Genomic DNA, 24,489 nt, shown 5'->3' on the forward strand with positions numbered 1-24,489 from the left:
ATATTACTCCGCCTGCTTTTTCTTCGCTGCACGCTTCGCTTTGGTCGCAGCAGCTATTTTCTGCGTCTTCGCGGAAGGCTTCTTCTCTGAGCGCGCCTCTTTCTTTGCCGCTTTTGGCTTCTGTTTTTTCTCACCACGGAAGGCACTATCAGGCTCGAAATTCACACGCTTACCGGCCTGACGGCGTTTACCGCCTGCCTTACCATTTCCGCCTTTTTTCGCCTTCTCACGCTCGGTTTTACCCACATTGCGTGGCGCACGTTCGCTGGAGATCAAGCTGAAGTCGATTTTACGCTCGTCCATATTAACGGCTTCAACTTTCACTTCAACGCGATCGCCAAGGCGATAGGTCTGGCCGCCGGATTCGCCAATCAAACGCTGGCCTACCTGATCGAAACGGTAGTAGTCATTGTCCAGACTGGAGACATGCACCAGGCCGTCAATGAACAGCTCATCCAGTCGGACAAAGAAGCCAAAGCCAGTCACGCTGGCAATTACCCCTTTAAAGACGTTGCCCACCTGATCCAGCATGAAATCACATTTCAGCCAGTCAGAGACCTCACGGGTCGCTTCATCGGCACGGCGCTCCGTCATAGAACAGTGCTGACCAAGCTGCAGCATCTCTTCCAGGGAATAGTGATAGCCACCGGTTTCAGTGGTTTTGCCTTTGTGACCCTGCTCCTGCGCCAGCAGATACTTAATGGCACGGTGTAGCGAAAGATCCGGATAACGGCGAATCGGCGAGGTGAAGTGCGCATATGACTGCAGCGCCAGGCCGAAGTGTCCCCGGTTTTCTGGGTCGTAGATCGCCTGTTTCATCGAGCGCAGCAGCATGGTTTGCAGCATCTCGGCATCCGGACGATCGCTGATGGATTCAAGCAGTTCCGCATAATCGCGCGGCTCTGGTTTATTGCCGCCCGGCAGTTCAAGGCCCAGCTCTGCCAGCACGGTACGGAAAGAGGTGATCGCTTCCGTCGTTGGCTTATCATGAATTCGGAACAGCGCAGGCTCTTTCGCTTTCTCAACAAAACGTGCAGCCGAGATGTTAGCGAGGATCATGCACTCTTCAATCAGTTTGTGCGCATCGTTACGCTGAGTCTGCTCAATACGCTCGATACGGCGCTCGGCATTGAAGATGAATTTAGCTTCTTCACTTTCAAATGAGATACCGCCGCGCTCTTCACGAGCCTGATCCAGGGTTTTATAGAGGTTATGAAGCTCTTCAATATGCTTCACCAGCGGCGCGTACTGCTGGCGCAGCTCCTGGTCGCCCTGCAGCATATGCCAGACCTTGGTGTAGGTCAGACGTGCGTGCGAGCTCATCACCGCTTCGTAGAATTTGTAGCCTGTCAGGCGCCCCTTCGTGGAGATGGTCATCTCACAGACCATGCACAGCCGGTCAACCTGCGGGTTCAGCGAGCAGAGACCGTTTGAGAGGACTTCCGGCAGCATCGGCACCACTTGCGACGGGAAATAGACCGACGTACCGCGGCCACGCGCTTCGTTATCCAGTGGCGTATTCGGCCGGACGTAGTAGCTTACGTCCGCGATAGCGACCCATAAACGCCAGCCGCCACCCCGTTTTTTCTCACAGTAGACGGCATCATCGAAGTCGCGGGCATCTTCACCATCGATAGTGACCAGCGGCAGGTCGCGCAGATCGACGCGTCCAGCCTTGGCCTCTTCTGGCACCTGTTCTTTCAGGTCTTTGATCTGCTCTTCAACGGCGGTTGGCCAGACGTAAGGGATCTCATGGGTGCGCAGCGCCATATCAACGGCCATGCCGGTACCCATGTTATCGCCCAGCACTTCAACAATTTTACCTACCGCTTTGGTACGGCGGGTTGGACGCTGGGTAAGTTCAACCACCACCACAAAGCCCATGCGCGCGCCCATCACCTCTTCCGGCGGGATCAGAATGTCAAAGCTCAGGCGGCTGTCATCGGGTACGACAAAGCCCACGCCCGCATCGGTAAAGTAACGGCCTACGATCTGACTGGTTTTTGGTACCAGCACGCGCACTACGCGCGCTTCCCGGCGGCCTTTACGGTCTGCACCCAGCGGTTGCGCCAGGATTTGATCGCCATGAATACACATCTTCATCTGTTCAGATGAGAGATAGAGATCATCTTTGCGGCCTTCAACGCGCAAGAACCCGAAGCCGTCGCGGTGGCCAATCACCACCCCTTTCAGCAGATCGAGACGTTCAGGCAGTGCGTAGCACTGGCGCCGCGTAAAGACCAGTTGCCCGTCACGCTCCATGGCGCGCAGGCGGCGGCGAAGAGCCTCTATTTGCTCTTCACCTTCAATATTGAGTTCAACGGCAAGTTCTTCACGATTGGCGGGTTTTTCGCGTTTAGTTAAGTGTTCAATGATGAACTCGCGGCTGGGGATAGGATTCGCGTATTTTTCGGCTTCGCGTTCCTGGAAAGGATCTTGTGACATTTCGGTTCCTCCGTTGTCATCTCCGGTGGATATTCTCTTCATTCCACCAGCAATAATTTATAAAGCGGTTGATTCTCTTCAACCAAATCGGCCAGCGTGTAGTTATCCAGTTCCTTGAGAAAACTTTGCACGGCCGTAGAAAGCGCCTGTTTCAGGCGACAAGCGGGTGTGATATGGCAGAACGCGCTGCTGCAGTTCACCAGCGACAAGGGCTCCAGCTCTCGTACCACATCCCCAACACGAATACTCTGTGCCGGTTTGCCGAGGCGGATCCCGCCATTTTTCCCGCGGACGGCAGCAACGTATCCGGCACGGCTAAGTTGATTGATTATTTTGACCATATGATTACGGGACACGCCGTAGACCTCTGTCACCTCAGAGATACTGGTCATCTGTCCTTCGGGTAATGACGCCATATAGATCAGCGCACGTAATCCGTAATCGGTGAAACTTGTTAACTGCACATCAACCTCAGGAAAAGGGCAAAACGCGGTATAACCGCAGAGATATTCACTATTGATGATAAACCAGCCAGATGGTAAGCGGCTAATTTATTTAAACTGAAGCGGGGTGAAAAGCGGGAAAGAGAGGACAAAAACCGGGGTTGCAAGCCTGCAGGTTACCCAACAGGCTTGCAGAAACGCGTCTTATGCGTCGAACGGATCGCGCAGAATCATCGTTTCACTACGATCCGGGCCGGTAGAGATAATATCGATCGGCACTTCGGTCAGTTCTTCAATACGCTTGATGTAGTCCAGCGCTGCTTGTGGCAGGCCGCTACGCTCTTTCACGCCGAAGGTGGTTTCGGACCAGCCCGGCATGGTTTCGTAAATTGGCTCAATGCCTTCCCAGTCATCTGCCGCCAGCGGCGTGGTGGTCACTTCGCGGCCATCTGGCATGCGGTAGCCCACACAGATTTTAACCTCTTTCAGGCCGTCCAGGACGTCCAGTTTGGTCAGGCAGAAGCCAGAAAGGGAGTTGATCTGTACTGCACGACGCACTGCAACAGCGTCCAGCCAGCCGGTACGACGACGACGACCAGTGGTCGCGCCAAACTCGTTACCCTGCTTGCAAAGGAACTCGCCGGTTTCATCAAACAGCTCGGTCGGGAACGGACCTGCACCCACGCGAGTGGAGTAAGCTTTGATGATCCCCAGAACGTAATCCACATAACGCGGACCCAGGCCAGAACCGGTCGCCACGCCACCTGCGGTGGTGTTAGAGGAGGTGACGTACGGATAGGTACCGTGGTCGATATCCAGCAGCGTACCCTGTGCGCCTTCGAACATCACGAAGTCGCCACGTTTACGCGCCTGATCCAGCAGATCGGAGACATCAACAACCATACCGGTCAGGATGTCGGCAATCGCCATCACGTCGTCGAGCACTTTCTGGTAGTCAACGGCGTCAGCTTTATAGAAATTCACCAGCTGGAAGTTGTGATATTCCATCACCTCTTTCAGCTTTTCAGCGAAGGTGGCTTTGTCGAACAGATCGCCAACGCGCAGACCGCGACGGGCTACTTTGTCTTCGTAGGCTGGGCCGATACCACGACCAGTAGTACCAATCGCTTTCGCACCACGTGCTTTCTCACGTGCCACATCCAGCGCGACATGATAGTCGAGGATCAGCGGACATGCTTCAGAGAGGAGAAGGCGCTCACGCACCGGGATACCACGGTCTTCCAGGCCTTTCATCTCTTTCATCAGGGCAGCAGGAGACAGCACAACACCGTTACCGATGATGCTGGTCACATTGTCACGAAGAATGCCTGATGGAATAAGATGGAGGACGGTTTTTTCACCGTTGATTACGAGAGTATGACCTGCGTTGTGACCGCCCTGGTAGCGTACAACATATTTAGCGCGTTCAGTCAGGAGATCAACGATCTTCCCTTTACCTTCGTCACCCCATTGGGTGCCCAGTACGACGACGTTGTTACCCATTTTTCAAAATCACCGTTTGCTTAAAAATGGATTCTACCATCGGTTTTGTTGATGTTCAGCTTTTTTTGTATACAAATTTCGGCGATATGGGCCGATTTGCAGAGAGTTAAACGATTACCTCAATATGTTGTGTAATCAGCTGGCTTTGATCACTAGTTAGACTCAGGCGCATCGTATTGTCCTGCATCTCTGTACGGCTATTTCATCTGTGACCGCCGGAATATGTGATTCAAGATGTGAAATAAAATTCATAATCTCATCGTATTGCTGGATATTTTAAAAGTTGTCACCATCCCTCATGCGCAACCGGAGGGTCGCGTAATAACAACATAATTAGGATGATTATCATGAAAGAATTAACCGTAATGGAGCTCGAACTCGTTAGCGGCGCAGGCTGGCTGCAAGATGGTCTGGCAACGCTGGGCGGGCAATTTGGCACCGCATTGTGGTCAACGGCCAGCGATATGCTCAACGTTGATCTGCCGCTGATCGGTAGAGTCAATCTGGGTATTTTTGCGCCGGATCTGGGTACAGAAGTGGGAACGTCTCTGGGTTCAACCATTGGCGGTTTTATCGAAACTTCGTTGTCAGCACTGCCTAAAACAGGTTCTTTCTTCACAAAGCTCTTCAGAGCTAACGTTAGCACTACCGCTTAAGATTCAACCTTAAGCAAAAATGGCGCCTCAATGAGGCGCCATTTTTATTTCATCAGCTGCTGAACCTGTTAGTTTGCAGCCGGTGATTTCATATACCGGAAGAAATCGCTATCCGGGCTCAGAACCATAACGTCCTGGTTGCTCTTAAAGCTGTTTTCGTAAGCACGCAGGCTACGGATAAAGGCGTAGAAGTCTGGATCCTGACTAAACGCATCCGCAAACAGCTTCGCCGCTTCGGCATCGCCTTCACCGCGCTGAATACGGCCCTGACGTTCTGCTTCAGCCAGGGTTTTGGTGACTTCATAGTCTGCGGCTGCGCGCAGCTTTTCAGCCTCTTCCTGACCCTGTGAACGGTGACGACGGGCGACCGCTTCACGCTCAGCACGCATACGGTTATAGATGGCCTCAGAGACTTCGGTCGGCAGGTTGATCTGCTTAATACGCACATCCACCACCTCGATACCCAGCGCAGCCATACTGTTCGGGTTGATCACCGGCACATTGCCGTTGGTTTCAGCCTGAACGCGCTCAGCGGCTTTGGCAATCGCGTCATCCGCCGCCGGGGTTTCTACTTCATCTTCGGTGCCTGCAGAGCCGGAGTTCAGCGCATCGCGCACTTCCGAGGTCAAACGACCACGGGAGTCGGTCACGATGTCTTTCACATCCAGACGACCAATCTCAGAACGCAGACGGTCAGAGAACTTACGTTTCAGCAGCACTTCCGCCTGGGAGACGTCGCCGCCACCGGTGGCCAGGAAGTAACGACTGAAGTCGCTGATACGCCATTTGATATAGGAATCAACGATCAGGTCTTTTTTCTCTTTCGTCACGAAGCGATCGGCCTGGTTATCCATGGTCTGGATACGCGCATCAAGCGTCTTAACGGACTGAATGAAAGGCACCTTGAAGTGCAGACCTGGCTCATAGATCAGCGGCTTTTTGTCGCCGTCGCGCACAACGCTGCTGAACTGGAACTTGATCCCACGCTCGCCCTCTTTCACGACGAAGATAGAGGTATAAAGCACGACCAGCACGATGACAATGATCGCAATAACTGACTTACGCATCGTTATTCCCCCTGACGCTGGTAGTCGTTACGCTGCGCGTTAGCGCGGCGTTGGTCCATGATGTCACCCTCGTTCGTAGAGGTTGTATTCGCACTGGAATTGCCTGATGAAGACGGAGGCAGACGTAGCATGCTGTTTGCACCGCTATTGCTATCTTTCGCCGCAGGCGCGTTACCGCCCTTCAGCATCTGGTCCAGCGGCAGAACCATGAGGTTGCCACCTTTGTTATCATTAACCAGCACTTTGCGGGTATGGCTCAGCACTTTCTCCATGGTCTCAATATAGAGACGCTCACGGGTAATTTCCGGCGCAGCTTTATACTCCGGCAGAATCTTCGCGAAACGAGCCACTTCACCCTGAGCTTCAAGGATGGTCTGGGTCTTGTACGCGCGGGCCTCTTCCAGAATACGCTGTGCCTGGCCGTTAGCACGCGGCTGAACTTCGTTGGTGTACGCTTCAGCTTCACGGATGTACTGCTGTTCGTTTTCACGAGCGGCAATCGCATCGTCAAACGCCGCTTTCACCTCTTCCGGCGGACGCGCAGCCTGGAAGTTGACGTCCAGCAGGGTGATACCCATGTTGTAAGGACGGATGGTCTCTTCCAGCTCACGCTGGGTATCGCTACGAATAACGGTACGACCTTCGGTCAGAATGCGGTCCATGGTGTATTTACCGATAACACCACGCAGAGCGCTGTCGGTCGCCTGACGCAGACTGTCGTCGGGGCTGGTGACGCTAAACAGGTAGTTCTTCGGATCGGTCACGCGGTACTGCACGTTCATCTCAACGCGCACCACGTTTTCGTCAGACGTCAGCATCACGCCAGAGGCTGCCAGCTCACGCACCGATTCAACGTTCACCGCAGTGACGTTATCAATAAAGGTGGGTTTCCAGTTCAGGCCCGGCTCAACCAGATGGCTGAACTTACCAAAACGGGTAACCACGCCACGCTCCGCTTCTTTAATGGTGTAGAACCCGCTGGCTGCCCAGATGATTACCGCAGCGGCGGCAACAATCCCGACCACACGGCCACCCATATGAGGACGCGGCCCCTGACCAGTACCGCCGCCAGTGCCTTTACCGCCGCCAAGACCACCGAGCTTTTTGCTCAGCTTGCGGAAGATATCATCCAGATCCGGCGGCCCCTGCTCGCGACCACCTTTGTTGCCATTTCCCCCAGAGTTGCCGCCTTGATTATTGCTGCTTCCCCACGGGTCGCGGTCTTGTCCGTTATTACCGGGCTGATTCCACGCCATGTATATGCTCCATATTTGTTATGCAAGGGCGAATTTTTTCAGGCCTTGTGTAAACCTTTTCTGGTCAGACGACGTAGTCCACCAGCGCAGGTTCTTGTTTGCAGAGGCGACGCCAGTCAACGATCGGCATACGCACCTGCATCCCCACGCTGCCGTCATCCTCCATCCACTCTTTTTCTATCGCCTGAAGCTGATAAAAACGGCTGCGCAGTCGGCCTTCCTGTGGCGGGAGGCGCAGCGTATGCTGAGCTACCTCACCGGAGAGACGTTCTGTTAAAGCCTGGAAAAGCAGTGGCACACCAACACCGGTCTGGGCTGAAAGCCAGACCCGAATCGGCTTATTCTCTTCATCACGGTCAATACGGGGCTCGAAGTCATCCAGCATGTCGATCTTATTCATCACCAGCAGCGATGGGATCTCATGCGCGTCTATCTCTTCAAGCACGGTATTAACTGCATCAATGTTTTCCTGCACGCGGACATCCGCGCCATCAATTATGTGCAGTAGCAGGGTCGCCTGACGCGTCTCCTGCAGGGTGGCTTTAAACGCCGCCACCAGGTCGTGTGGCAAATGACGGATAAACCCTACGGTATCCGCCAGTACGGTTTCCCCCACATCCGCCACGTTAATGCGGCGCAGCGTTGGGTCCAGGGTCGCAAAAAGTTGGTCTGCGGCGTAAACCTGGGCCTCGGTGATCTGGTTAAACAGGGTGGATTTACCGGCGTTGGTATAACCGACAAGCGAAACCGTTGGGATATCGGCTTTCATTCGGGAACGTCGCCCCTGCTCACGCTGCTTCTCGACTCTTTCCAGCCGTGAGAGGATCTGGGTTATACGGCCACGCAGTAAGCGACGGTCGGTTTCGAGCTGGGTTTCACCCGGGCCACGCAAACCGATCCCGCCTTTCTGTCTTTCAAGGTGTGTCCAGCCGCGCACCAGACGCGTGGCCAGGTGGCGCAACTGCGCCAGCTCAACCTGCAATTTCCCTTCATGGGTACGTGCACGTTGGGCAAAGATGTCTAAAATCAAACCCGTACGGTCGATAACACGGCATTCGCACAGGCGCTCCAGGTTACGTTCCTGGGCTGGGGTCAGGGCGTGATCAAATAGCACGACTGAAGCACCAGTCGCTTTTACGGCATCCGCAATCTCAACTGCTTTACCTTCACCAACAAAATACTTTGGGTGCGGCGCTTTACGGCTACCGGTAATCACCTGCATTGCTTCGACACCGGCGGAAGAGACCAGAGATTCAAACTCCTGGAGGTCTTCCATATCTTTGTCTTGCGAAAAATAGATGTGTACCAGCACCGCCTGCTCACCGGCATCATAACGGTCAAACAAGCGTAAACCCCTTAAAAAAGATCAGCGGGGAACACAGAAAACCTGGCTCCCCGACGTGGAAAAAACAGCCAGAAACCTTATTCGGTCTCTTCACTGTCCTGCGCAGGCGCTGAAGAACCCTGCGCGTTGCTGCCATGATGGTAGTTACTGGAACCGCCGCCTGCGTTATTGCTGTGATGAGATACCGGACGAGACGGAACAACAGTAGAAATCGCGTGCTTATAGACCATCTGGCTGACCGTGTTTTTCAACAGGATCACGAACTGATCGAAAGACTCAATCTGACCTTGCAGCTTAATACCATTCACCAAATAAATAGAAACTGGAACACGTTCACGACGCAGTGCGTTCAGGAACGGGTCTTGTAAAGATTGCCCCTTAGCCATTCTATCTTTTCCTTATATGCTTGTTTTGTACTTAGAATCTTGCGACTCTGAAAAATTGCGCACGATACGTCTCAATTGTACACATTCAGTCCGTGATAGCACCAACAACCTGTAATACTTCGTTGAACGCTTGTTGCGGTTTTTCACTGTCTAACCAATGAACACCTTCCCAACCGCGCAACCAGGTGATCTGGCGCTTCGCTAACTGTCTCGTGGCGCAAACACCTCGATAAACCATTTCATCATGAGATATTTCGCCTTCAATGTATGACCACATCTGGCGATAACCGACACAACGAATGGAAGGCATGTCCGTATGCAAATCTCCACGGGCAAAAAGCGCCCGCACTTCTGCTTCAAAACCTGAAGCTAACATCTGATGAAAACGCTGCTCAATTCGCTGATGGAGCAGTTCACGGCTCGCCGGGGCGATGGCGAACTGATGCACCTGATACGGCAGAGCCTCTCCTGACGTTTGCGTCAGTTCCGTTAAAGTTTTACCCGAAATGAAAAAAACTTCCAGTGCCCGGGAAAGCCTTTGCGGATCATTTGGATGAATACGTGCCGCAGCAACCGGATCGATCTGTTCCAGTTGTTGGTGCAACGCGCCCCATCCCTGCTCTGCTGCCTGCTGCTCAATCTTTGCTCTTACCGCCGGGTCTGCCGACGGCAATGGCGATAACCCTTCAAGTAACGCCTTGAAATAGAGCATAGTTCCGCCCACCAGAAGCGGAATGCGCCCCGCCTCGGTGATCCTGGCCATCTCTGCCAGCGCATCGCGGCGGAAATCTGCCGCCGAGTACGCCAGGGCCGGGTCAAGAATATCTAATAAACGGTGTGGAGCCGCGCGCAGCTCCTCGGCGCTGGGCTTTGCCGTGCCGATATCCATCCCTTTGTAGATGAGGGCGGAATCCACGCTGATCAACTCTACTGGCAAAACTTTACGTAGCTCAATGGCTAACGCCGTCTTGCCCGAGGCCGTAGGCCCCATCAAAAAAATCGCCTTAGGCAGGCCAGTCTTACTTACATCACTCATCTTTCAGGGCGTTCTTCGCCGATTGTAAATCAACAGGTTGTAATAAACCGCCCGGCGGCGCTTTCACCAGATGCGGGCAGAGGCGTTCTACCTCCGCCAGCACGGTGATGGCCTGCGCCATACTCCACACAGGATGATCGCTGGCCAGATGGCGTGCGATCCACTGTGCCGTATTGGCTGCATCAAAGGTCGTTTGCTGCGCCAGGTAGCCTATCAGTTCAGGAATCAAGTTTTGTAAATTTTGTTGGCGTAAGGGTAAAGGCACCGCGCGAAGGGTCACATGCTGGGCCTCTACTGCCGTTTCTATGCCCATTTCTGCCAACAGGGGCTGGAAACGCTGTAATACCCGGGTTTCTTCCGGGGTTATCTTTAAACGAACCGGGATTAATAGCGGTTGCGCACAGGCGCGATGTTCGCCAGGGGTTAACTGCGTCTGTTTCAGCCAGCGCTCCGCCACCGGCAGTGCCAGCAACGCCAGCTTACCGTCGCGCTCCAGAAGAGCGATATCCGGGGCGACTATCGTCAACACGCGGCCAAAACTCTGGCTATGTCCTTCCAGCGTGTCGGCCGTCGGCGCGACATCGGCGCTACGTCTTTCAACCGGTGGGGTTTCCAACAGCTTGCGATAATTGGCTCCCTGCTGTTTCTGGTATCCCGTATGCGCATGCGGGTAGTTTGCTCCCGTCGCGCGCGACGCTTTGTCGCTGGCCGCATACCCCGGCGCAGGTGGCGCTTTGGCCACCACCGGCTCGGCGAATTGGTTACGTCCTGCAGCGGCCCGGTTTTCAGGTATCGCACGGGGTGCAACGGGCTCGTCTGCCAACGGTAATGCAGGCTCGGCCTGTTGTTGCAGCACGCTCAATACGCCCTGATAGATAAAATCATGCACCAGCCGGGATTGATGAAAACGCACTTCATGTTTGGCGGGATGAACGTTGACGTCTACCTGATGTGGGTCGATCTCCAGATAGAGTACAAAAGCGGGCTGTTGATCGGCGCCCAGCTTGTCTTCGCAGGCCTGACGGATGGCGTGGTTGATCAGCCGGTCGCGCATCATACGGCCATTGACGTAACAGTACTGAATTTCGGCAAACGCGGCGCTGCTTACTTTAGGATCGGCCACCCAGCCGCGCAGGGTTAGATCCCCGTGCTGCCATTCGATAGCCAGAGCCTGTTCAAGGAATGGCGTACCGCAGATGGCACCAAGACGGCGCTCTTTCTGTCCGCCTTGTGCGACAGCGCGGTATTGCCGCATCACTTTACCGTTATGGCTTAGGTTGAGAGTCACGTCGAAACGCGCCAGCGCGATGCGGCGAATGACCTCATCGATATGGCTGAATTCGGTTTTTTCAGTGCGCATAAACTTGCGACGCGCCGGCGTGTTGTAAAAGAGATCTAATACTTCCAGCGTGGTACCCACCGGGTGAGCCGCAGGCTTTACCGTCACGTCCTGGTCGCGTCCTTCCGCATAGGCTTGCCAGGCTTCTTGCTGCTCAGCCGTACGTGAGGTCAGCGTTAAGCGGGAGACGGAGCTGATACTGGCCAGGGCTTCACCACGAAAACCGAGGCTGATTATGGCTTCAAGATCATCAAGCGAGGCAATTTTACTGGTGGCGTGACGCGCCAGCGCAAGCGCCAGCTCCTCTTTTTTGATGCCACAGCCGTTATCGCGAATGCGGATCAGCTTGGCCCCACCGCGTTCAATATCGATATCAATGCGGGTGGCCCCCGCATCAAGGCTGTTTTCAACCAGCTCTTTCACGACCGATGCCGGGCGCTCTACCACCTCGCCGGCGGCGATTTGGTTCGCAAGCTGCGGCGGCAGAACCTGAATCGGCATGAATGCTCCTTAGTTAGTGGCGGTTATCCCGCCCGGTAGTTCGGCACTGGCGGTCTGTCCGACACCACCCTGCGGCGCAGACTGGAGTGGATGGGCATCGAAATACTTGCGCAGCCCGTTATAAATCGCCTCGGCAATTTGTTGCTGATAACTGTCGCTGCCTAACAGACGCTCTTCGCCGTTGTTACTGATAAACCCGGTCTCTACAAGAATGGAAGGGATATCTGGCGAGCGCAGTACGCCCAGACTCGCATGCTCAGGGCGACGCTTGTGCAGGGATCCGATACCGTCTAACTGGCTCAGTACGTTAGTGGCAACATCATACCCGACGCGCTGAGAATGGCCGAACTGTAAATCGAGAACCGCCTGGCTAAGGTAAGGATCGGACTGGCTGTTTGCCAGCACATCGCCCGCCCCGCCTAACAGCTCGGACTGTTTCTCATGTTCTTCCAGCCAGTTCGCCATTTCGCTGTTGGCGCGACGGTTGGACAACACCCAGACCGAAGCCCCCGTCGCACTCCGGTTTGGCGCGGCATCAGCATGAATAGAGACCAGGAAGTTCGCATTCTGTTTACGCGCCACGTCAGAGCGCCCCATCACAGAGATGAAATAGTCGCCGTCACGGGTGAGCACGCCTTTAAACATCGGGTCATTGTTCAGCAGCGTACGCAGCTTACGGGCAATAGCGATAGTGACGTTTTTCTCACGCGTACCGCCAGGGCCTATCGCCCCTGGATCCTGCCCACCGTGGCCGGCATCGATAGCAATAATCACTTTATCGCCCGTGACGGCACGACGCGCACTGGACGCAGGCCGGGTCGCGGTATTACTGCTGGTCACGGTGGTGATACGATCGCTGCCCGATTTGAATGGGTTACGGGCAGGCTCTGCGGGCCGTGGCGTGTAAGCGGGGGTCTCCACACGTTTCGCGACAACCGGTGGTGGTGGTGGTGGCGGCGTATCGGCTTTGATGGTGAAGACCACGGTGTAGTTCGCACCGTTCTGCTGCTTCACCGCCTGGGTTTTACCCTTTTCTGTAAGATCGACCACCAGCCTCAGCGACTGGGCATCCTTCGGTGTTCCCGAACGGATGGTTTTCACCAGATTGTTACCACTGAATTGCAGCGGCAGCCCCTGAATCACGCCCGTCTGTTTGATATCCAGCGCCACGCTGCGGCTATCAGGCTGTGAAAAAGCATATTCAGGATCGCCCATAAAACTGAAGGTAATCCGCGCCTGGCTATCGCCATTCGACACCTGAATATCCGAAAGTGTGGCCGCTCCGGCTTGTGCACAAAGCAATACCGTTGCTGCTAATAACCAATTTTTAACGCGATTAAACATCCCGTCATCCCTTCGCTTAACCGGCTAAACGCGCCAGTAGGGAACTGCCTGATGAGGAGACTGCGCTGATGCGAGCCTCACGCCCTTGCGCCTGGTAATCTAAGTGGATTTCGACATCCGGGTCAGGTAAGACACCCGCACCTTGTTGCGGCCACTCCACCAGGCAAATGGCGTCGTTGGCAAAATAGTCGCGGATCCCCATAAATTCCAGCTCCTCGGGATCCGCAAGACGGTACAGATCGAAATGGTAAACCATTAAATTTTCAAGCGTGTAGGGCTCAACCAGGGTGTAAGTGGGACTTTTTACGTTACCCTTGTGGCCTAGCGCCTGTAAAAAACCGCGGCTAAAGGTCGTTTTCCCCGCGCCCAGATCGCCATACAGATAAATCACCGTTGCGCCCTGGCAAGCCTCTGCCAGACGTTTACCCAGTGCTAAAGTGGCCTGCTCGTCAGGTAATGGAATCACTCGATTAGTCATTTTCTACATCAATCACATTCGGGTTTACAACACGCCGCAGCGTGTCAAAAAGATCGGTGGCCAGCATACCGCGCGTGCCGTAGTGAACGGCAAGTTTGTCGGCTGCTGCGCCATGGGCTACACAACCCGCGCAGGCGGCATCGTAAAGGGGAAGTTTTTGTCCGAGCAACGCGCCGATAATACCGGAGAGTACATCACCCATACCGCCGCTCGCCATGCCCGCATTGCCGGCATCAACAATGCCCAGCGTGCCTGATTCACAGGCTACAACGGTTCCCGCCCCTTTTAAAACGACAACACCACCGTAACGTTGTACCAGACGTTGCGCAGAAAGTAAGCGATCGCTTTCAATTTCTGCGATGCTGCAATTTAGCAGCCGCGCGGCCTCGCCAGGGTGTGGCGTCAGGATGCGATTGTGACGTTTATCCGGATTGATTGCCAGAAGGTTCAGCGCGTCGGCATCCCAGAGCATCGGTTTCCGGACGTTTTCAACTTTCTGCAGCGCCTGTTTGCCCCATGCTTGCTGGCCGAGTCCGGGTCCTATCACCACGACATCCGCCCAGGCGAGGCTCTCTTCCAGTGAGTGCGCGGTCAGTTCATGCAGCATCAGCTCTGGCCGGGCAGTGATAATAGGCGCGATGTTCTCTGCGCGCGTCAGCACGCGTACCAGACCTGCACCTGCACGCAGGGCAGCCTCACCCGTCATCCGTATCGCCCCCGCCGTACCGTGATCGCCACCGATAATCACCAGCTTACCGTGGTCCCCTTTTTGCGAAGTCGCCCGACGCGGTGCCAGCCAGTCTGATAACTGACTGGCCTCAAAGCGGGTCATTGCCGTCTCCTGCCCTGCCAGCCACGCGTCTAGCCCGAGGGCGTTATGGTGAAGCTTGCCGACTACGTCCCGCGCTTTGCCCGTCAACAGACCGGGTTTTAGCGCGATAAAGGTCACCGTCCGGGCAGCCTGAATAACCGCACCAGGTGTGGCCCCCGTCTGAGCCAGTAATCCCGAGGGAATATCGAGCGCCATCACGGGCGCGGGATGCACATTAGCATGGTCAATCAGCGCGGCAACCGGGTCGCGCGGCGCGCTGCGAAGCCCGGTACCAAGCAGCCCATCAATGATCAGATCGACCTCTTCTGGCCAGCATACGTCGGGAGCATGAATGACACCGCCCGCGTTAAGCCAGGCGTCCCTTGCCGCCTGGGCTTCTTCTGGTAAAGGGTTGTCGCTCTCTAATGCCAGCAACGTGACGCTAAACCCGGCGGCAAGCGCCAGCCGGGCCACCACGTAGCCATCGCCGCCGTTGTTGCCGTGCCCGCAAAGGATGAGCCAGTGTGCTGCATCCGGCCAGGCTTCACGCGCCACGGTAAACGCCGCCTCGCCCGCGCGCTGCATCAGCTCATAAAGGGTAATGCCAAGGCTATCAGCAGCCTCTTTTTCGGCGCGACGGAGGTCATCCGCAGGCCAGATGGAATGTGGTATACTTGCGGGGTTTTTCTTCACAGTATGGTCCGTCATGTCACAGCCCCTCGATCTCAATCAGTTAGCGCTAAATATTAAACAGTGGGGCGCCGAGCTTGGCTTTCAGAAAGTCGGCATCACGGATACCGATCTCTCTGCCAGCGAGCCAAAACTGCAGGCATGGCTGGATAAACAATACCACGGCGAAATGGAGTGGATGGCGCGACACGGCATGATGCGTGCCCGTCCGCATGAACTCTTACCGGGTACCCTGCGCGTCATTAGCGTACGCATGAACTACCTTCCCGCTAATGCGGCATTTGCCCGCACGCTGAAAGATCCGACATTAGGTTACGTGAGCCGTTATGCCCTGGGGCGTGATTATCATAAGCTTCTGCGTAACCGACTAAAAAAACTGGGCGAGATCATTCAGCAGCATTGCGATTCGCTGAATTTTAGACCCTTTGTCGACTCTGCGCCTATTCTTGAGCGCCCGCTTGCGGAAAAAGCCGGTCTCGGCTGGACTGGTAAGCACTCACTTATCCTGAGCCGTGATGCCGGTTCGTTCTTTTTTTTAGGCGAGTTACTGATCGATCTCCCTCTCCCGGTGGATAGCCCGGTTGAAGAGGGCTGCGGTCGCTGTGTGGCCTGCATGACCATCTGCCCTACGGGAGCGATTGTTGAGCCCTACACGGTGGATGCCCGCCGCTGTATCTCTTATCTCACCATCGAACTGGAAGGGGCCATCCCTGAAGCGTTCCGACCGCTTATCGGCAACCGTATTTACGGCTGCGATGATTGCCAGCTGATCTGCCCCTGGAACCGCTATTCACAGTTAACGGATGAAGATGATTTCAGCCCGCGTAAGGCGCTACATGCCCCACCGCTTGTCGAACTGTTTGCCTGGAGCGAAGCCTGGTTCTTAAAGGTGACGGAAGGTTCGGCTATTCGCCGCATCGGCCATTTACGCTGGCTGCGAAATGTCGCAGTGGCGCTGGGCAATGCGCCGTGGAGCGAGGCGAATATTCAGGCGCTGGAAAGTCGTAGAGGTGAGCACCCACTTCTCGATGAACACATCGAATGGGCGATTGCGCAGCAGATTGAGAAGCGGAATGCGTGCGTTATCGAAGTGCAGCTACCGCAAAAACAACGCCTTGTAAGGGTGATCGAAAAGGGGTTACCGCGGGATGCGTGATATATTCACACCCTGTGAATAAAATTAAAAACCGAGGAATCATCATGGGTAGCTTACAGGTCAAGAGATCGCCATAACATTTTGAAATGAAATTTTATTGCGAAATTTCAGTGAGTTATAAAGATACTATTCACCAGGCGAAGTTTTTACATATTGACGCAAATCGGACAAACCTGTGGATAAGTCTGTTGAGGAAAGTTTTTCAGAAACAATACAAATCACCCGCGGCGAGGGTTCTCGCTGTGGATATCTAAGAGGAGAGAAAATTTGGAGCGGGAAACGAGACTCGAACTCGCGACCCCGACCTTGGCAAGGTCGTGCTCTACCAACTGAGCTATTCCCGCTTGGGTGGTCTTACTGTGTAGCGAACAAATTTTGGAGCGGGAAACGAGACTCGAACTCGCGACCCCGACCTTGGCAAGGTCGTGCTCTACCAACTGAGCTATTCCCGCTTGGGTGGTCTTACTGCGTAGCGAACAAATTTTGGAGCGGGAAACGAGACTCGAACTCGCGACCCCGACCTTGGCAAGGTCGTGCTCTACCAACTGAGCTATTCCCGCAAATCTGTTGCTGTCGTAACGAATAAATCCTGTCGTTACGGGAGGCGCATTATACGAGAAATCCTTTTAGCTGCAACCCCCCTCAAAGCGTTTTTTTAGAAATTCAGTTCAAGTGATGGAATATTCATCGCTTTGCGCGTTTTTACACCATGCAGCCTTTCTGACGGCCGGGTAAGGCACAAGCACTACCCGGCAACGCCCTGAATCAGAGCTGAATAAAGTGTTCGCGATAGTATGCCAGCTCCGCCACTGACTCACGAATATCGTCCATTGCCTGGTGCGTGCCCTGCTTCTTGAAGCCATCCAGGATTTCAGGTTTCCAGCGACGCGCCAGCTCTTTCAAGGTGCTTACGTCCAGATAGCGGTAATGGAAGTACGATTCCAGTTCCGGCATATATTTAAAAAGAAAACGGCGATCCTGCCCGATGCTATTGCCACAGATAGGCGATTTACCCGCAGGTACCCACTGTTTCAGAAATTCAATAGTGGCCAGTTCCGCTTCGCGATCGCCCTGGTTACTGGCTTTGACACGATCCACTAGCCCACTGCCGGTATGGGTGCGTACGTTCCAGTCATCCATTAGCGCGAGCTGTTCGTCGCTTTGATGAACCGCAATGGTCGGCCCTTCCGCCAGGATATTGAGGTTCGCATCGGTGACCAGGGTCGCAATCTCAATGATGCGATCGCGCTCGGGATCCAGCCCGGTCATCTCAAGATCGATCCAAATCAGGTTATTTTCATCCGCGCTCATGTTATTTTCCACCCTTCTCGCATAACCCGCCGCGGCAGGTTAACTAGTATTGATTAGTGTGTATCATAGAGGTTTTGCCCGTTACGGGCGACCAGGAGCCAGCACGATTGAGTAAAAATAAACTCTCCAAGGGGCAGCAGCGCCGGGTGAAAGCCAATCACCAGCGTCGTCTTAAAACCACTGCGGAGAAAGCCGACTACGATGACAACCTGTTTGGCGATACGGCTGAAGGCACGGTTATTAGCCGCTTTGGTATGCACGCCGATGTGGAATCTGAAGACGGCAGCGTGCACCGCTGCAATATTCGTCGCACCATCCGTTCGCTGGTTACCGGCGATCGCGTCGTCTGGCGTCCAGGCAAAGTGGCAGCGGAAGGGGTGCTGGTAAAAGGCATCGTAGAGGCGGTACATGAGCGCACGTCGGTGCTGACGCGCCCTGATTTCTACGACGGCGTTAAGCCGATCGCTGCCAATATCAATCAGATCGTCATCGTTTCGGCCATATTGCCTGAGCTGTCGTTGAATATCATCGACCGGTATCTGGTGGCCTGCGAAACCTTGCAAGTTGAGCCGTTGATCGTACTGAATAAAATCGATCTGCTCGACGACGAAGGCATGGCGTTCGTGAACGAACAAATGGATATTTACCGCAAGATTGGCTATCGGGTACTGATGGTCTCCAGCCATAAAAAAGATGGACTGTTACCGCTGGAAGAAGCGTTGACTGACCGCATCAGTATCTTTGCCGGGCAATCAGGCGTGGGTAAATCGAGCCTGCTAAATAACTTACTGGGGCTGCAGAAAGAGATCCTGACCAATGATGTCTCTGATGTCTCCGGACTTGGCCAACATACCACTACTGCCTCACGCCTGTATCACTTCCCTCACGGCGGCGACGTGATTGACTCGCCTGGCGTGCGCGAATTCGGTTTATGGCACCTCGAACCGGAACAAATCTTTAACGGATTTGTCGAATTCCATGACTATTTAGGCGCTTGTAAATACCGCGACTGCAAGCATGATAACGACCCTGGCTGCGCAATTCGCGAAGCGGTCGAAAACGGTGACATTGCGGAGACCCGTTTCGAAAACTATCACCGCATTCTCGAAAGCATGTCTCAGGTAAAAACGCGTAAAAGCTTTTCTGAATCTGATGACTGACAACTAAGCTTAGCGTCGCTAAAATCGTCCCCCATTTTCAGGTTCCGGCTGTTAACAGCCGGATCAGGAACGACAAAACAATGGCCTGGAGGCTACCTTGTTAAACTCATTTAAACTTTCGCTTCAATACATTCTGCCAAAACTGTGGCTCACTCGCCTGGCGGGCTGGGGCGCGAGCAAACGAGCGGGCTGGCTGACAAAGCTGGTAATCGACCTGTTCGTAAAATATTACAAGGTCGACATGAAAGAGGCGCAGAAGCCGGATACAGCCAGCTACCGCACCTTTAACGACTTCTTTGTTCGCCCGCTGCGCGACGAAGTTCGCCCACTGAATACCGACCCAAATGTCCTGGTCATGCCTGCCGATGGGGTCATCAGCCAGTTGGGTAAAATCGAAGAAGATAAGATTTTGCAGGCGAAAGGCCATAACTACAGCATGGAAGCGCTGCTGGCAGGTAACTACCTGATGGCTGACAAGTTCCGCAATGGCTCTTTCGTGACCACTTACCTGTCACCGCGCGACTACCACCGTGTGCATATGCCTTGTAACGGTATTCTGCGCGAAATGATCTACGTACCGGGCGACCTCTTTTCCGTTAACCACCTGACCGCGCAGAACGTACCGAATTTGTTCGCCCGTAACGAGCGCGTCATTTGCCTGTTTGATACTGAATTTGGCCCCATGGCGCAGATTTTAGTCGGTGCGACCATTGTGGGCAGCATTGAAACCGTCTGGGCTGGCACCATCACGCCACCGCGTGAAGGCGTGATCAAGCGCTGGACATGGCCTGAAGGTGAAAGCGAAGGTTCCGTCGCTCTGCTGAAAGGCCAGGAGATGGGTCGCTTCAAGCTCGGCTCGACCGTTATCAACCTGTTCGCACCGGGCAAGGTGGATCTGGTCGAGTCGTTGCAGAGCCTCTCCGTAACGAAGATTGGCCAACCGTTAGCCCTCTCTACCGAGACCTTCGTTACGCCGGACGCGGAACCTGCCCCGCTTGCTGAGGAAGAGATTGCCGCTGAACTTGACGCCAGCCCGCTTGTTGACCATAAGAAAGCTGAAAGCTAATTAAAGGACCGCTGACGTGCGCCCGATTATCATTTTTCTGATGGCCTGGTGCCTCAGTACGGGGGCGTACGCTGCGACGGCCCCTGATGCCAAACAGATAACCCAGGAGCTGGAGCAGGCGAAAGCGGCTAAACCCGCGCAGCCTGAAGCCGTTGAGGCACTCCAGACCGCACTGAACGCCCTCGAGGAGCGTAAAGGTTCCCTCGAGCGCGCTCAGCAATATCAGCAGGTTATCGATAACTTCCCCAAACTCTCTCAGACGTTACGCTCTCAGCTGAATAATCTGCGCGATGAACCGCGTGAGGTGCCAGTGGGAATGACCACCGACGCCCTCAATCAGGAGATCCTGCAGGTCAGTAGCCAACTGCTGGAAAAAAGCCGTCAGGCGCAGCAAGAGCAAGAGCGCGCCCGTGAAATTGGCGACTCCCTGAACCAACTGCCGCAACAGCAAACCGACGCCCGCCGACAGCTTAATGACGTTGAGCGTCGCGTAGGAACACAAGCCGGCAACACAGCCCAGAGTCAGGCGCAAAATATCGCCATTCAGGCCGAGTCCGCCAAACTCAAAGCGCTGGTGGATGAACTTGAGCTGGCACAGCTGTCTGCGAATAACCGACAGGAACTGGCGCGCATGCGCTCTGAGCTTGCGCAGAAGCAGAGCCAACAGCTTGATGGCTACTTACAGGCCCTACGTAATCAGTTAAATAGCCAGCGCCAGCGCGAAGCAGAACGCGCGCTGGAGAGCACAGAACTGCTGGCTGAAAACAGCGCCAACTTGCCACCGGACCTGATCGCCCAGTTCAAAGTCAACCGTGAGCTGTCGGCTGCCCTTAACCAGCAGGCCCAGCGGATGGATCTGGTCGCATCGCAGCAGCGTCAGGCCACCAATCAAACCTTACAGGTACGCCAGGCGCTAAATACCCTGCGCGAACAGTCTCAGTGGCTGGGATCGTCGAATCTGCTTGGCGAAGCCCTGCGTGCCCAGGTGGCACGTCTGCCTGAGATGCCGAAACCACAGCAGCTTGATACCGAGCTGGCGCAGTTGCGAGTGCAGCGTTTGCGCTATGAGGATCAACTCAACAAACAGCCGCAGCTACGTCAGATCCGCCAGGCCGACGGCGCGCCGCTGACAGCCGAGCAAAACCGCATTCTGGAAGCCCAGTTGCGTACTCAGCGCGAACTGCTGAACTCGCTTTTGCAGGGTGGTGATACCCTGATTCTGGAGCTGACCAAGCTGAAGGTGTCTAACAGCCAGCTCGAAGATGCGCTAAAAGAGGTGAACGAGGCGACCCACCGCTATCTGTTCTGGACGTCTGACGTACGCCCGATGACCATCTCCTGGCCGATTGAAATTGTGCAGGATTTACGGCGCCTCATCTCGCTGGATACTGTCAATCAGCTCGGCAAAGCCAGCATCATGATGCTGACCAGCAAGGAGACCATATTCCCGCTGCTGGGGGCGCTGATTCTGGTCGGATGCAGTATCTACTCCCGCCGCCACTTTACTCGCTTCCTGGAACGTTCTAGCGCTAAAGTCGGAAAAGTGACGCAAGACCATTTCTGGCTCACTCTGCGTACCGTGTTTTGGTCTATCCTGGTGGCGTCACCCTTGCCGGTGCTGTGGATGACGCTGGGTTACGGCCTGCGTGAAGCCTGGCCTTATCCGCTGGCCGTAGCGATCGGCGATGGGGTAACAGCCACGGTACCGCTGCTATGGGTTGTTATGATCTGCGCCACTTTCGCCAGACCCAATGGGCTTTTTATTACCCACTTCGCCTGGCCGCGTCACCGCGTCACACGAGCGATGCGTTACTACCTGATGAGCATCGGGCTGATTGTGCCGCTCATCATGGCGCTGATCATGTTCGATAACCTGAGCGACCGAGAGTTCTCTGGCTCGCTTGGTCGCCTGTGCTTTATTTTGATCTGTGGCGCGCTGGCGATAGTTACCCTGAGCCTGAAGCGTGCGGGGATCCCGCTCTATGTCGATAAAACCGGCAGCGGCGACAATATGTTTAACCGTCTGCTCTGGAATATGCTGCTCAGCGCTCCGCTGGTTGCCATTCTGGCCTCTGCCGTAGGCTATCTGGCTACCGCACAGGCCCTGCTGGCGCGTCTTGAGACCTCGGTCGCCATCTGGTTCTTGCTGCTGGTGGTGTATCACATTATCCGTCGCTGGATGCTGATTCAGCGGCGGCGTCTGGCTTTCGATCGGGCTAAACATCGCCGCGCGGAAATTCTTGCTCAGCGCGCCCGTGGTGAGGACGAACCGCAGCACACCACCAGCACTGAAGGCACCGCGGAGATTGATGAGGTTGAGCTGGACCTGGATGCCATCAGTACCCAGTCTTTGCGTCTGGTGCGTTCCATTCTGATGCTGATTGCCCTGCTGTCAGTGATTGTGTTGTGGTCTGAAATTCACTCGGCGTTTGGCTTCCTTGAGAACATCTCGCTGTGGGATGCCACCTCAACCGTCCAGGGCGTTGAGAGCCTTGAACCCATCACGCTTGGCGCCGTTCTGATCGCAATTCTGGTGCTGATTATCACCACCCAGCTGGTACGGAACTTCCCTGCCCTGCTGGAACTCGCCCTGCTGCAGCATCTGGATCTCACGCCAGGCACCGGCTACGCCATTACCACCATCACCAAATACCTCATCCTGCTGCTGGGTGGGCTGGTCGGTTTCTCGATGATTGGTATTGAGTGGTCGAAACTGCAGTGGCTGGTCGCCGCATTGGGTGTGGGGCTCGGCTTTGGTTTGCAGGAGATTTTTGCCAACTTCATTTCTGGCCTGATCATCCTGTTCGAAAAACCGATTCGTATCGGCGATACCGTGACGATCCGCGATTTGACGGGCAGTATTACGAAGATCAATACCCGCGCGACCACCATCAGCGACTGGGATCGCAAAGAGATCATCGTGCCGAATAAAGCGTTCATCACCGAGCAGTTTATCAACTGGTCACTGTCGGATTCGGTGACGCGTGTGGTCTTAACCGTGCCCGCCCCTTCCGATGCCGACAGCGAAGAGGTGACGAAGATCCTCTATACGGCGGCCGATCGCTGCTCGCTGGTGATCAATACACCGGAACCGGAAGTCTTCCTTGTTGACCTTCAGCAGGGGATCCAGATCTTCGAGCTGCGCATTTATGCCGCTGAAATGGGACATCGTATGCCGTTGCGTCATGAGATCCACCAGCTGATCCTCGCTGGCTTCCGTGAGCATGGCCTGGAAATGCCGTTCCCGCCTTTCCAGATGCGTCTGGAAAGTCTGGATGGGCGTAAAACGGGAAGAACTTTGACGTCGGCGGCGCGTTCCCGTCCGGCGGGAAGTTTGTAACGCCTTCACCCTCTCCTGCGGGAGAGGGTGAAAAAGAATTACGCGCGATCAACCGTAAAGGCAATCACGTCGCCCAGTTGCTCGGCGCCCAGCGCCAGCATCACCAGACGGTCTACGCCCAGCGCGACGCCGGAACAGTCCGGAAGACCGGCTGTTAATGCGTCCAGCAGGTTAGTATCAATAGGCTGCTGCGGAAGACCGCGGGCATTGCGCTTGCGGTTATCCTGCTCGAAACGTTGCTGCTGTTCACGAGCATCGGTTAATTCGTGGAAGCCATTCGCCAGTTCAATGCCCTTGTAATAGACCTCAAAACGTTCCGCAACGCGGTGATCTTCGGTGCTGATCTGCGCGAGCGAGGCCTGACTTGCCGGGAAGTGATAGACGAACGTCGGGCGGTCTTTACCAATCTGTGGCTCAACGCCAAAGGCAAACAGCAGCTGCAGTAAGGTATCGCGATCTTCTTCGGTGTCGGCCACATTGCTCAGATCGAGTTTGGCTGCCACTTCACGTAGCTGGGTTTTATCCGCTGAAAGAGGATCAATCTCCAGATAGCGCTGGAATGCTTGCTGATAAGAGAGCGTTTCGGCTTCTGCACACTCCAGAACCTGCTGCAGCAGATCGTCCACCTCGTTCATCAGGCGATACATATCGTAATGCGGACGGTACCACTCCAGCATGGTGAACTCAGGGTTGTGATGACGTCCCATCTCTTCATTACGGAAACTACGACATAGCTGGAATACCGGGCCACAACCCGCCGCCAGCAAGCGCTTCATGTGGTATTCCGGGCTGGTCATCAGATAGAGGTTCATCCCCTGAGAGTGGCCAGGTCCAACAAAACGGGTTTCAAACGGGACCAGATGAATATCAGTCACCGTCGCCTGACTCATGCAGGGCGTCTCCACCTCCAGCACACCGCGATCGGCAAAGAAACGGCGAATTTCCGCCATAATTGCTGCGCGTTTTAACAGGTTTGGGATGGATGCGCTCGGCTGCCAGGTGGCCGTTTCGCTCATGAGATTTTCTCCGATTTCAGACAAGGGGACGAAGTCTACTCGTTACCCCGAGCGGAGACAAATTTTGCACAGTGAAATAGCCATTTTTTATTTAGGACATTAATTGCGTGTCGCAATTCATCAATCACGATGATAAATCG

Annotated in this window: 19 protein-coding genes and 3 tRNA genes; 5 read left to right on the plus strand and 17 right to left on the minus strand. The window is 54.8% G+C overall.

The genetic code is table 11. The features are described 5' to 3' along the window. Window positions 1-3: 3 nt before the first annotated feature. From rnr to B3511_RS16790, 3 genes are all read right to left on the minus strand, one after another. Window positions 4-2,445: a ribonuclease R gene (gene rnr / locus B3511_RS16780; protein ID WP_040077494.1), complete on the minus strand. Its 2,442-nt coding sequence runs from the start codon at window positions 2,443-2,445 to the stop codon at window positions 4-6. A gap of 38 nt (window positions 2,446-2,483) precedes the next feature. Continuing rightward, a complete protein-coding gene (nsrR, locus tag B3511_RS16785) occupies window positions 2,484-2,909 on the minus strand; it encodes a nitric oxide-sensing transcriptional repressor NsrR (RefSeq protein ID WP_040077495.1) in 426 nt (141 codons plus the stop codon). 183 nt (window positions 2,910-3,092) lie between these two features. Further along, window positions 3,093-4,391 carry an adenylosuccinate synthase gene (locus B3511_RS16790; protein WP_040077496.1) on the minus strand — a complete coding sequence of 433 codons (1,299 nt, stop codon included), beginning with the start codon at window positions 4,389-4,391 and terminating at the stop codon, window positions 3,093-3,095. Between the two features lie 347 nt (window positions 4,392-4,738). Between B3511_RS16790 and B3511_RS16795 the strand changes: the two genes are divergently transcribed. Beyond that, on the plus strand, window positions 4,739-5,047 hold the full coding sequence (locus B3511_RS16795) for a hypothetical protein (RefSeq protein WP_052452840.1): 309 nt from the start codon (window positions 4,739-4,741) through the stop codon (window positions 5,045-5,047). Window positions 5,048-5,115: 68 nt separating this feature from the next. On the opposite strand, the gene hflC is transcribed toward B3511_RS16795, so the two are convergent. The 9 genes from hflC to nnr form a co-directional block, all read right to left on the minus strand. Further along, complete coding sequence (gene hflC, locus B3511_RS16800) at window positions 5,116-6,114, minus strand: protease modulator HflC (RefSeq protein WP_046886390.1); 999 nt, start codon at window positions 6,112-6,114, stop codon at window positions 5,116-5,118. 2 nt (window positions 6,115-6,116) lie between these two features. Then, window positions 6,117-7,370 carry an FtsH protease activity modulator HflK gene (gene hflK, locus B3511_RS16805; protein ID WP_046886389.1) on the minus strand — a complete coding sequence of 418 codons (1,254 nt, stop codon included), beginning with the start codon at window positions 7,368-7,370 and terminating at the stop codon, window positions 6,117-6,119. Window positions 7,371-7,434: 64 nt separating this feature from the next. After that, window positions 7,435-8,715: a ribosome rescue GTPase HflX gene (gene hflX / locus B3511_RS16810; RefSeq protein ID WP_207292860.1), complete on the minus strand. Its 1,281-nt coding sequence runs from the start codon at window positions 8,713-8,715 to the stop codon at window positions 7,435-7,437. 77 nt (window positions 8,716-8,792) lie between these two features. Beyond that, on the minus strand, window positions 8,793-9,101 hold the full coding sequence (gene hfq / locus B3511_RS16815; protein WP_032616179.1) for an RNA chaperone Hfq: 309 nt from the start codon (window positions 9,099-9,101) through the stop codon (window positions 8,793-8,795). An 85-nt stretch (window positions 9,102-9,186) separates the two neighbouring features. Beyond that, entirely contained in the window at window positions 9,187-10,137 is a 951-nt protein-coding gene (miaA, locus tag B3511_RS16820; RefSeq protein WP_040077501.1) for a tRNA (adenosine(37)-N6)-dimethylallyltransferase MiaA, read from the minus strand. Continuing rightward, on the minus strand, window positions 10,130-11,977 hold the full coding sequence (gene mutL / locus B3511_RS16825) for a DNA mismatch repair endonuclease MutL (RefSeq protein ID WP_233803599.1): 1,848 nt from the start codon (window positions 11,975-11,977) through the stop codon (window positions 10,130-10,132). Before mutL ends, miaA begins: the two co-directional genes overlap by 8 nt. A 9-nt stretch (window positions 11,978-11,986) precedes the next feature. Beyond that, window positions 11,987-13,321 carry an N-acetylmuramoyl-L-alanine amidase AmiB gene (amiB, locus tag B3511_RS16830; RefSeq protein ID WP_046886387.1) on the minus strand — a complete coding sequence of 445 codons (1,335 nt, stop codon included), beginning with the start codon at window positions 13,319-13,321 and terminating at the stop codon, window positions 11,987-11,989. A 16-nt stretch (window positions 13,322-13,337) separates the two neighbouring features. Further along, window positions 13,338-13,799, minus strand: coding sequence for a tRNA (adenosine(37)-N6)-threonylcarbamoyltransferase complex ATPase subunit type 1 TsaE (gene tsaE, locus B3511_RS16835; protein ID WP_207292856.1), 462 nt, complete (start codon window positions 13,797-13,799; stop codon window positions 13,338-13,340). Continuing rightward, window positions 13,792-15,318, minus strand: coding sequence for a bifunctional ADP-dependent NAD(P)H-hydrate dehydratase/NAD(P)H-hydrate epimerase (gene nnr, locus B3511_RS16840; protein WP_286783881.1), 1,527 nt, complete (start codon window positions 15,316-15,318; stop codon window positions 13,792-13,794). Before nnr ends, tsaE begins: the two co-directional genes overlap by 8 nt. Here nnr and queG point away from each other — a divergent pair. Then, entirely contained in the window at window positions 15,317-16,456 is a 1,140-nt protein-coding gene (gene queG, locus B3511_RS16845) for a tRNA epoxyqueuosine(34) reductase QueG (RefSeq protein ID WP_286783882.1), read from the plus strand. The genes nnr and queG overlap by 2 nt on opposite strands. A 268-nt stretch (window positions 16,457-16,724) precedes the next feature. Here queG and B3511_RS16850 read toward each other — a convergent pair. The 4 genes from B3511_RS16850 to orn all read right to left on the minus strand — a co-directional run bounded on the left by B3511_RS16850 (window position 16,725) and on the right by orn (window position 17,767). Further along, a tRNA-Gly gene (locus B3511_RS16850) sits at window positions 16,725-16,800 on the minus strand. A 32-nt stretch (window positions 16,801-16,832) separates the two neighbouring features. Then, window positions 16,833-16,908 (minus strand) — tRNA-Gly (locus tag B3511_RS16855). Between the two features lie 32 nt (window positions 16,909-16,940). Beyond that, window positions 16,941-17,016 (minus strand) — tRNA-Gly (locus B3511_RS16860). Between the two features lie 205 nt (window positions 17,017-17,221). Continuing rightward, entirely contained in the window at window positions 17,222-17,767 is a 546-nt protein-coding gene (orn, locus tag B3511_RS16865; protein ID WP_040077508.1) for an oligoribonuclease, read from the minus strand. 107 nt (window positions 17,768-17,874) lie between these two features. Between orn and rsgA the strand changes: the two genes are divergently transcribed. From rsgA to mscM, 3 genes are all read left to right on the plus strand, one after another. Continuing rightward, window positions 17,875-18,927 carry a small ribosomal subunit biogenesis GTPase RsgA gene (gene rsgA / locus B3511_RS16870; RefSeq protein WP_040077510.1) on the plus strand — a complete coding sequence of 351 codons (1,053 nt, stop codon included), beginning with the start codon at window positions 17,875-17,877 and terminating at the stop codon, window positions 18,925-18,927. Between the two features lie 97 nt (window positions 18,928-19,024). Then, the gene (asd, locus tag B3511_RS16875) at window positions 19,025-19,993 is read left to right on the plus strand and encodes an archaetidylserine decarboxylase (RefSeq protein ID WP_286783883.1); all 969 of its coding nucleotides are present in this window, start codon (window positions 19,025-19,027) and stop codon (window positions 19,991-19,993) included. A gap of 16 nt (window positions 19,994-20,009) precedes the next feature. Further along, the gene (gene mscM / locus B3511_RS16880) at window positions 20,010-23,333 is read left to right on the plus strand and encodes a miniconductance mechanosensitive channel MscM (protein WP_046885479.1); all 3,324 of its coding nucleotides are present in this window, start codon (window positions 20,010-20,012) and stop codon (window positions 23,331-23,333) included. Window positions 23,334-23,371: 38 nt separating this feature from the next. On the opposite strand, the gene epmA is transcribed toward mscM, so the two are convergent. Beyond that, window positions 23,372-24,349, minus strand: coding sequence for an elongation factor P--(R)-beta-lysine ligase (gene epmA, locus B3511_RS16885; protein WP_040077514.1), 978 nt, complete (start codon window positions 24,347-24,349; stop codon window positions 23,372-23,374). Window positions 24,350-24,489 lie beyond the last annotated feature (140 nt).

This window comes from Leclercia sp. UBA1284, from assembly GCF_002308415.1.
GTDB classification, from domain to species: Bacteria; Pseudomonadota; Gammaproteobacteria; order Enterobacterales; family Enterobacteriaceae; genus Enterobacter; species Enterobacter pneumoniae.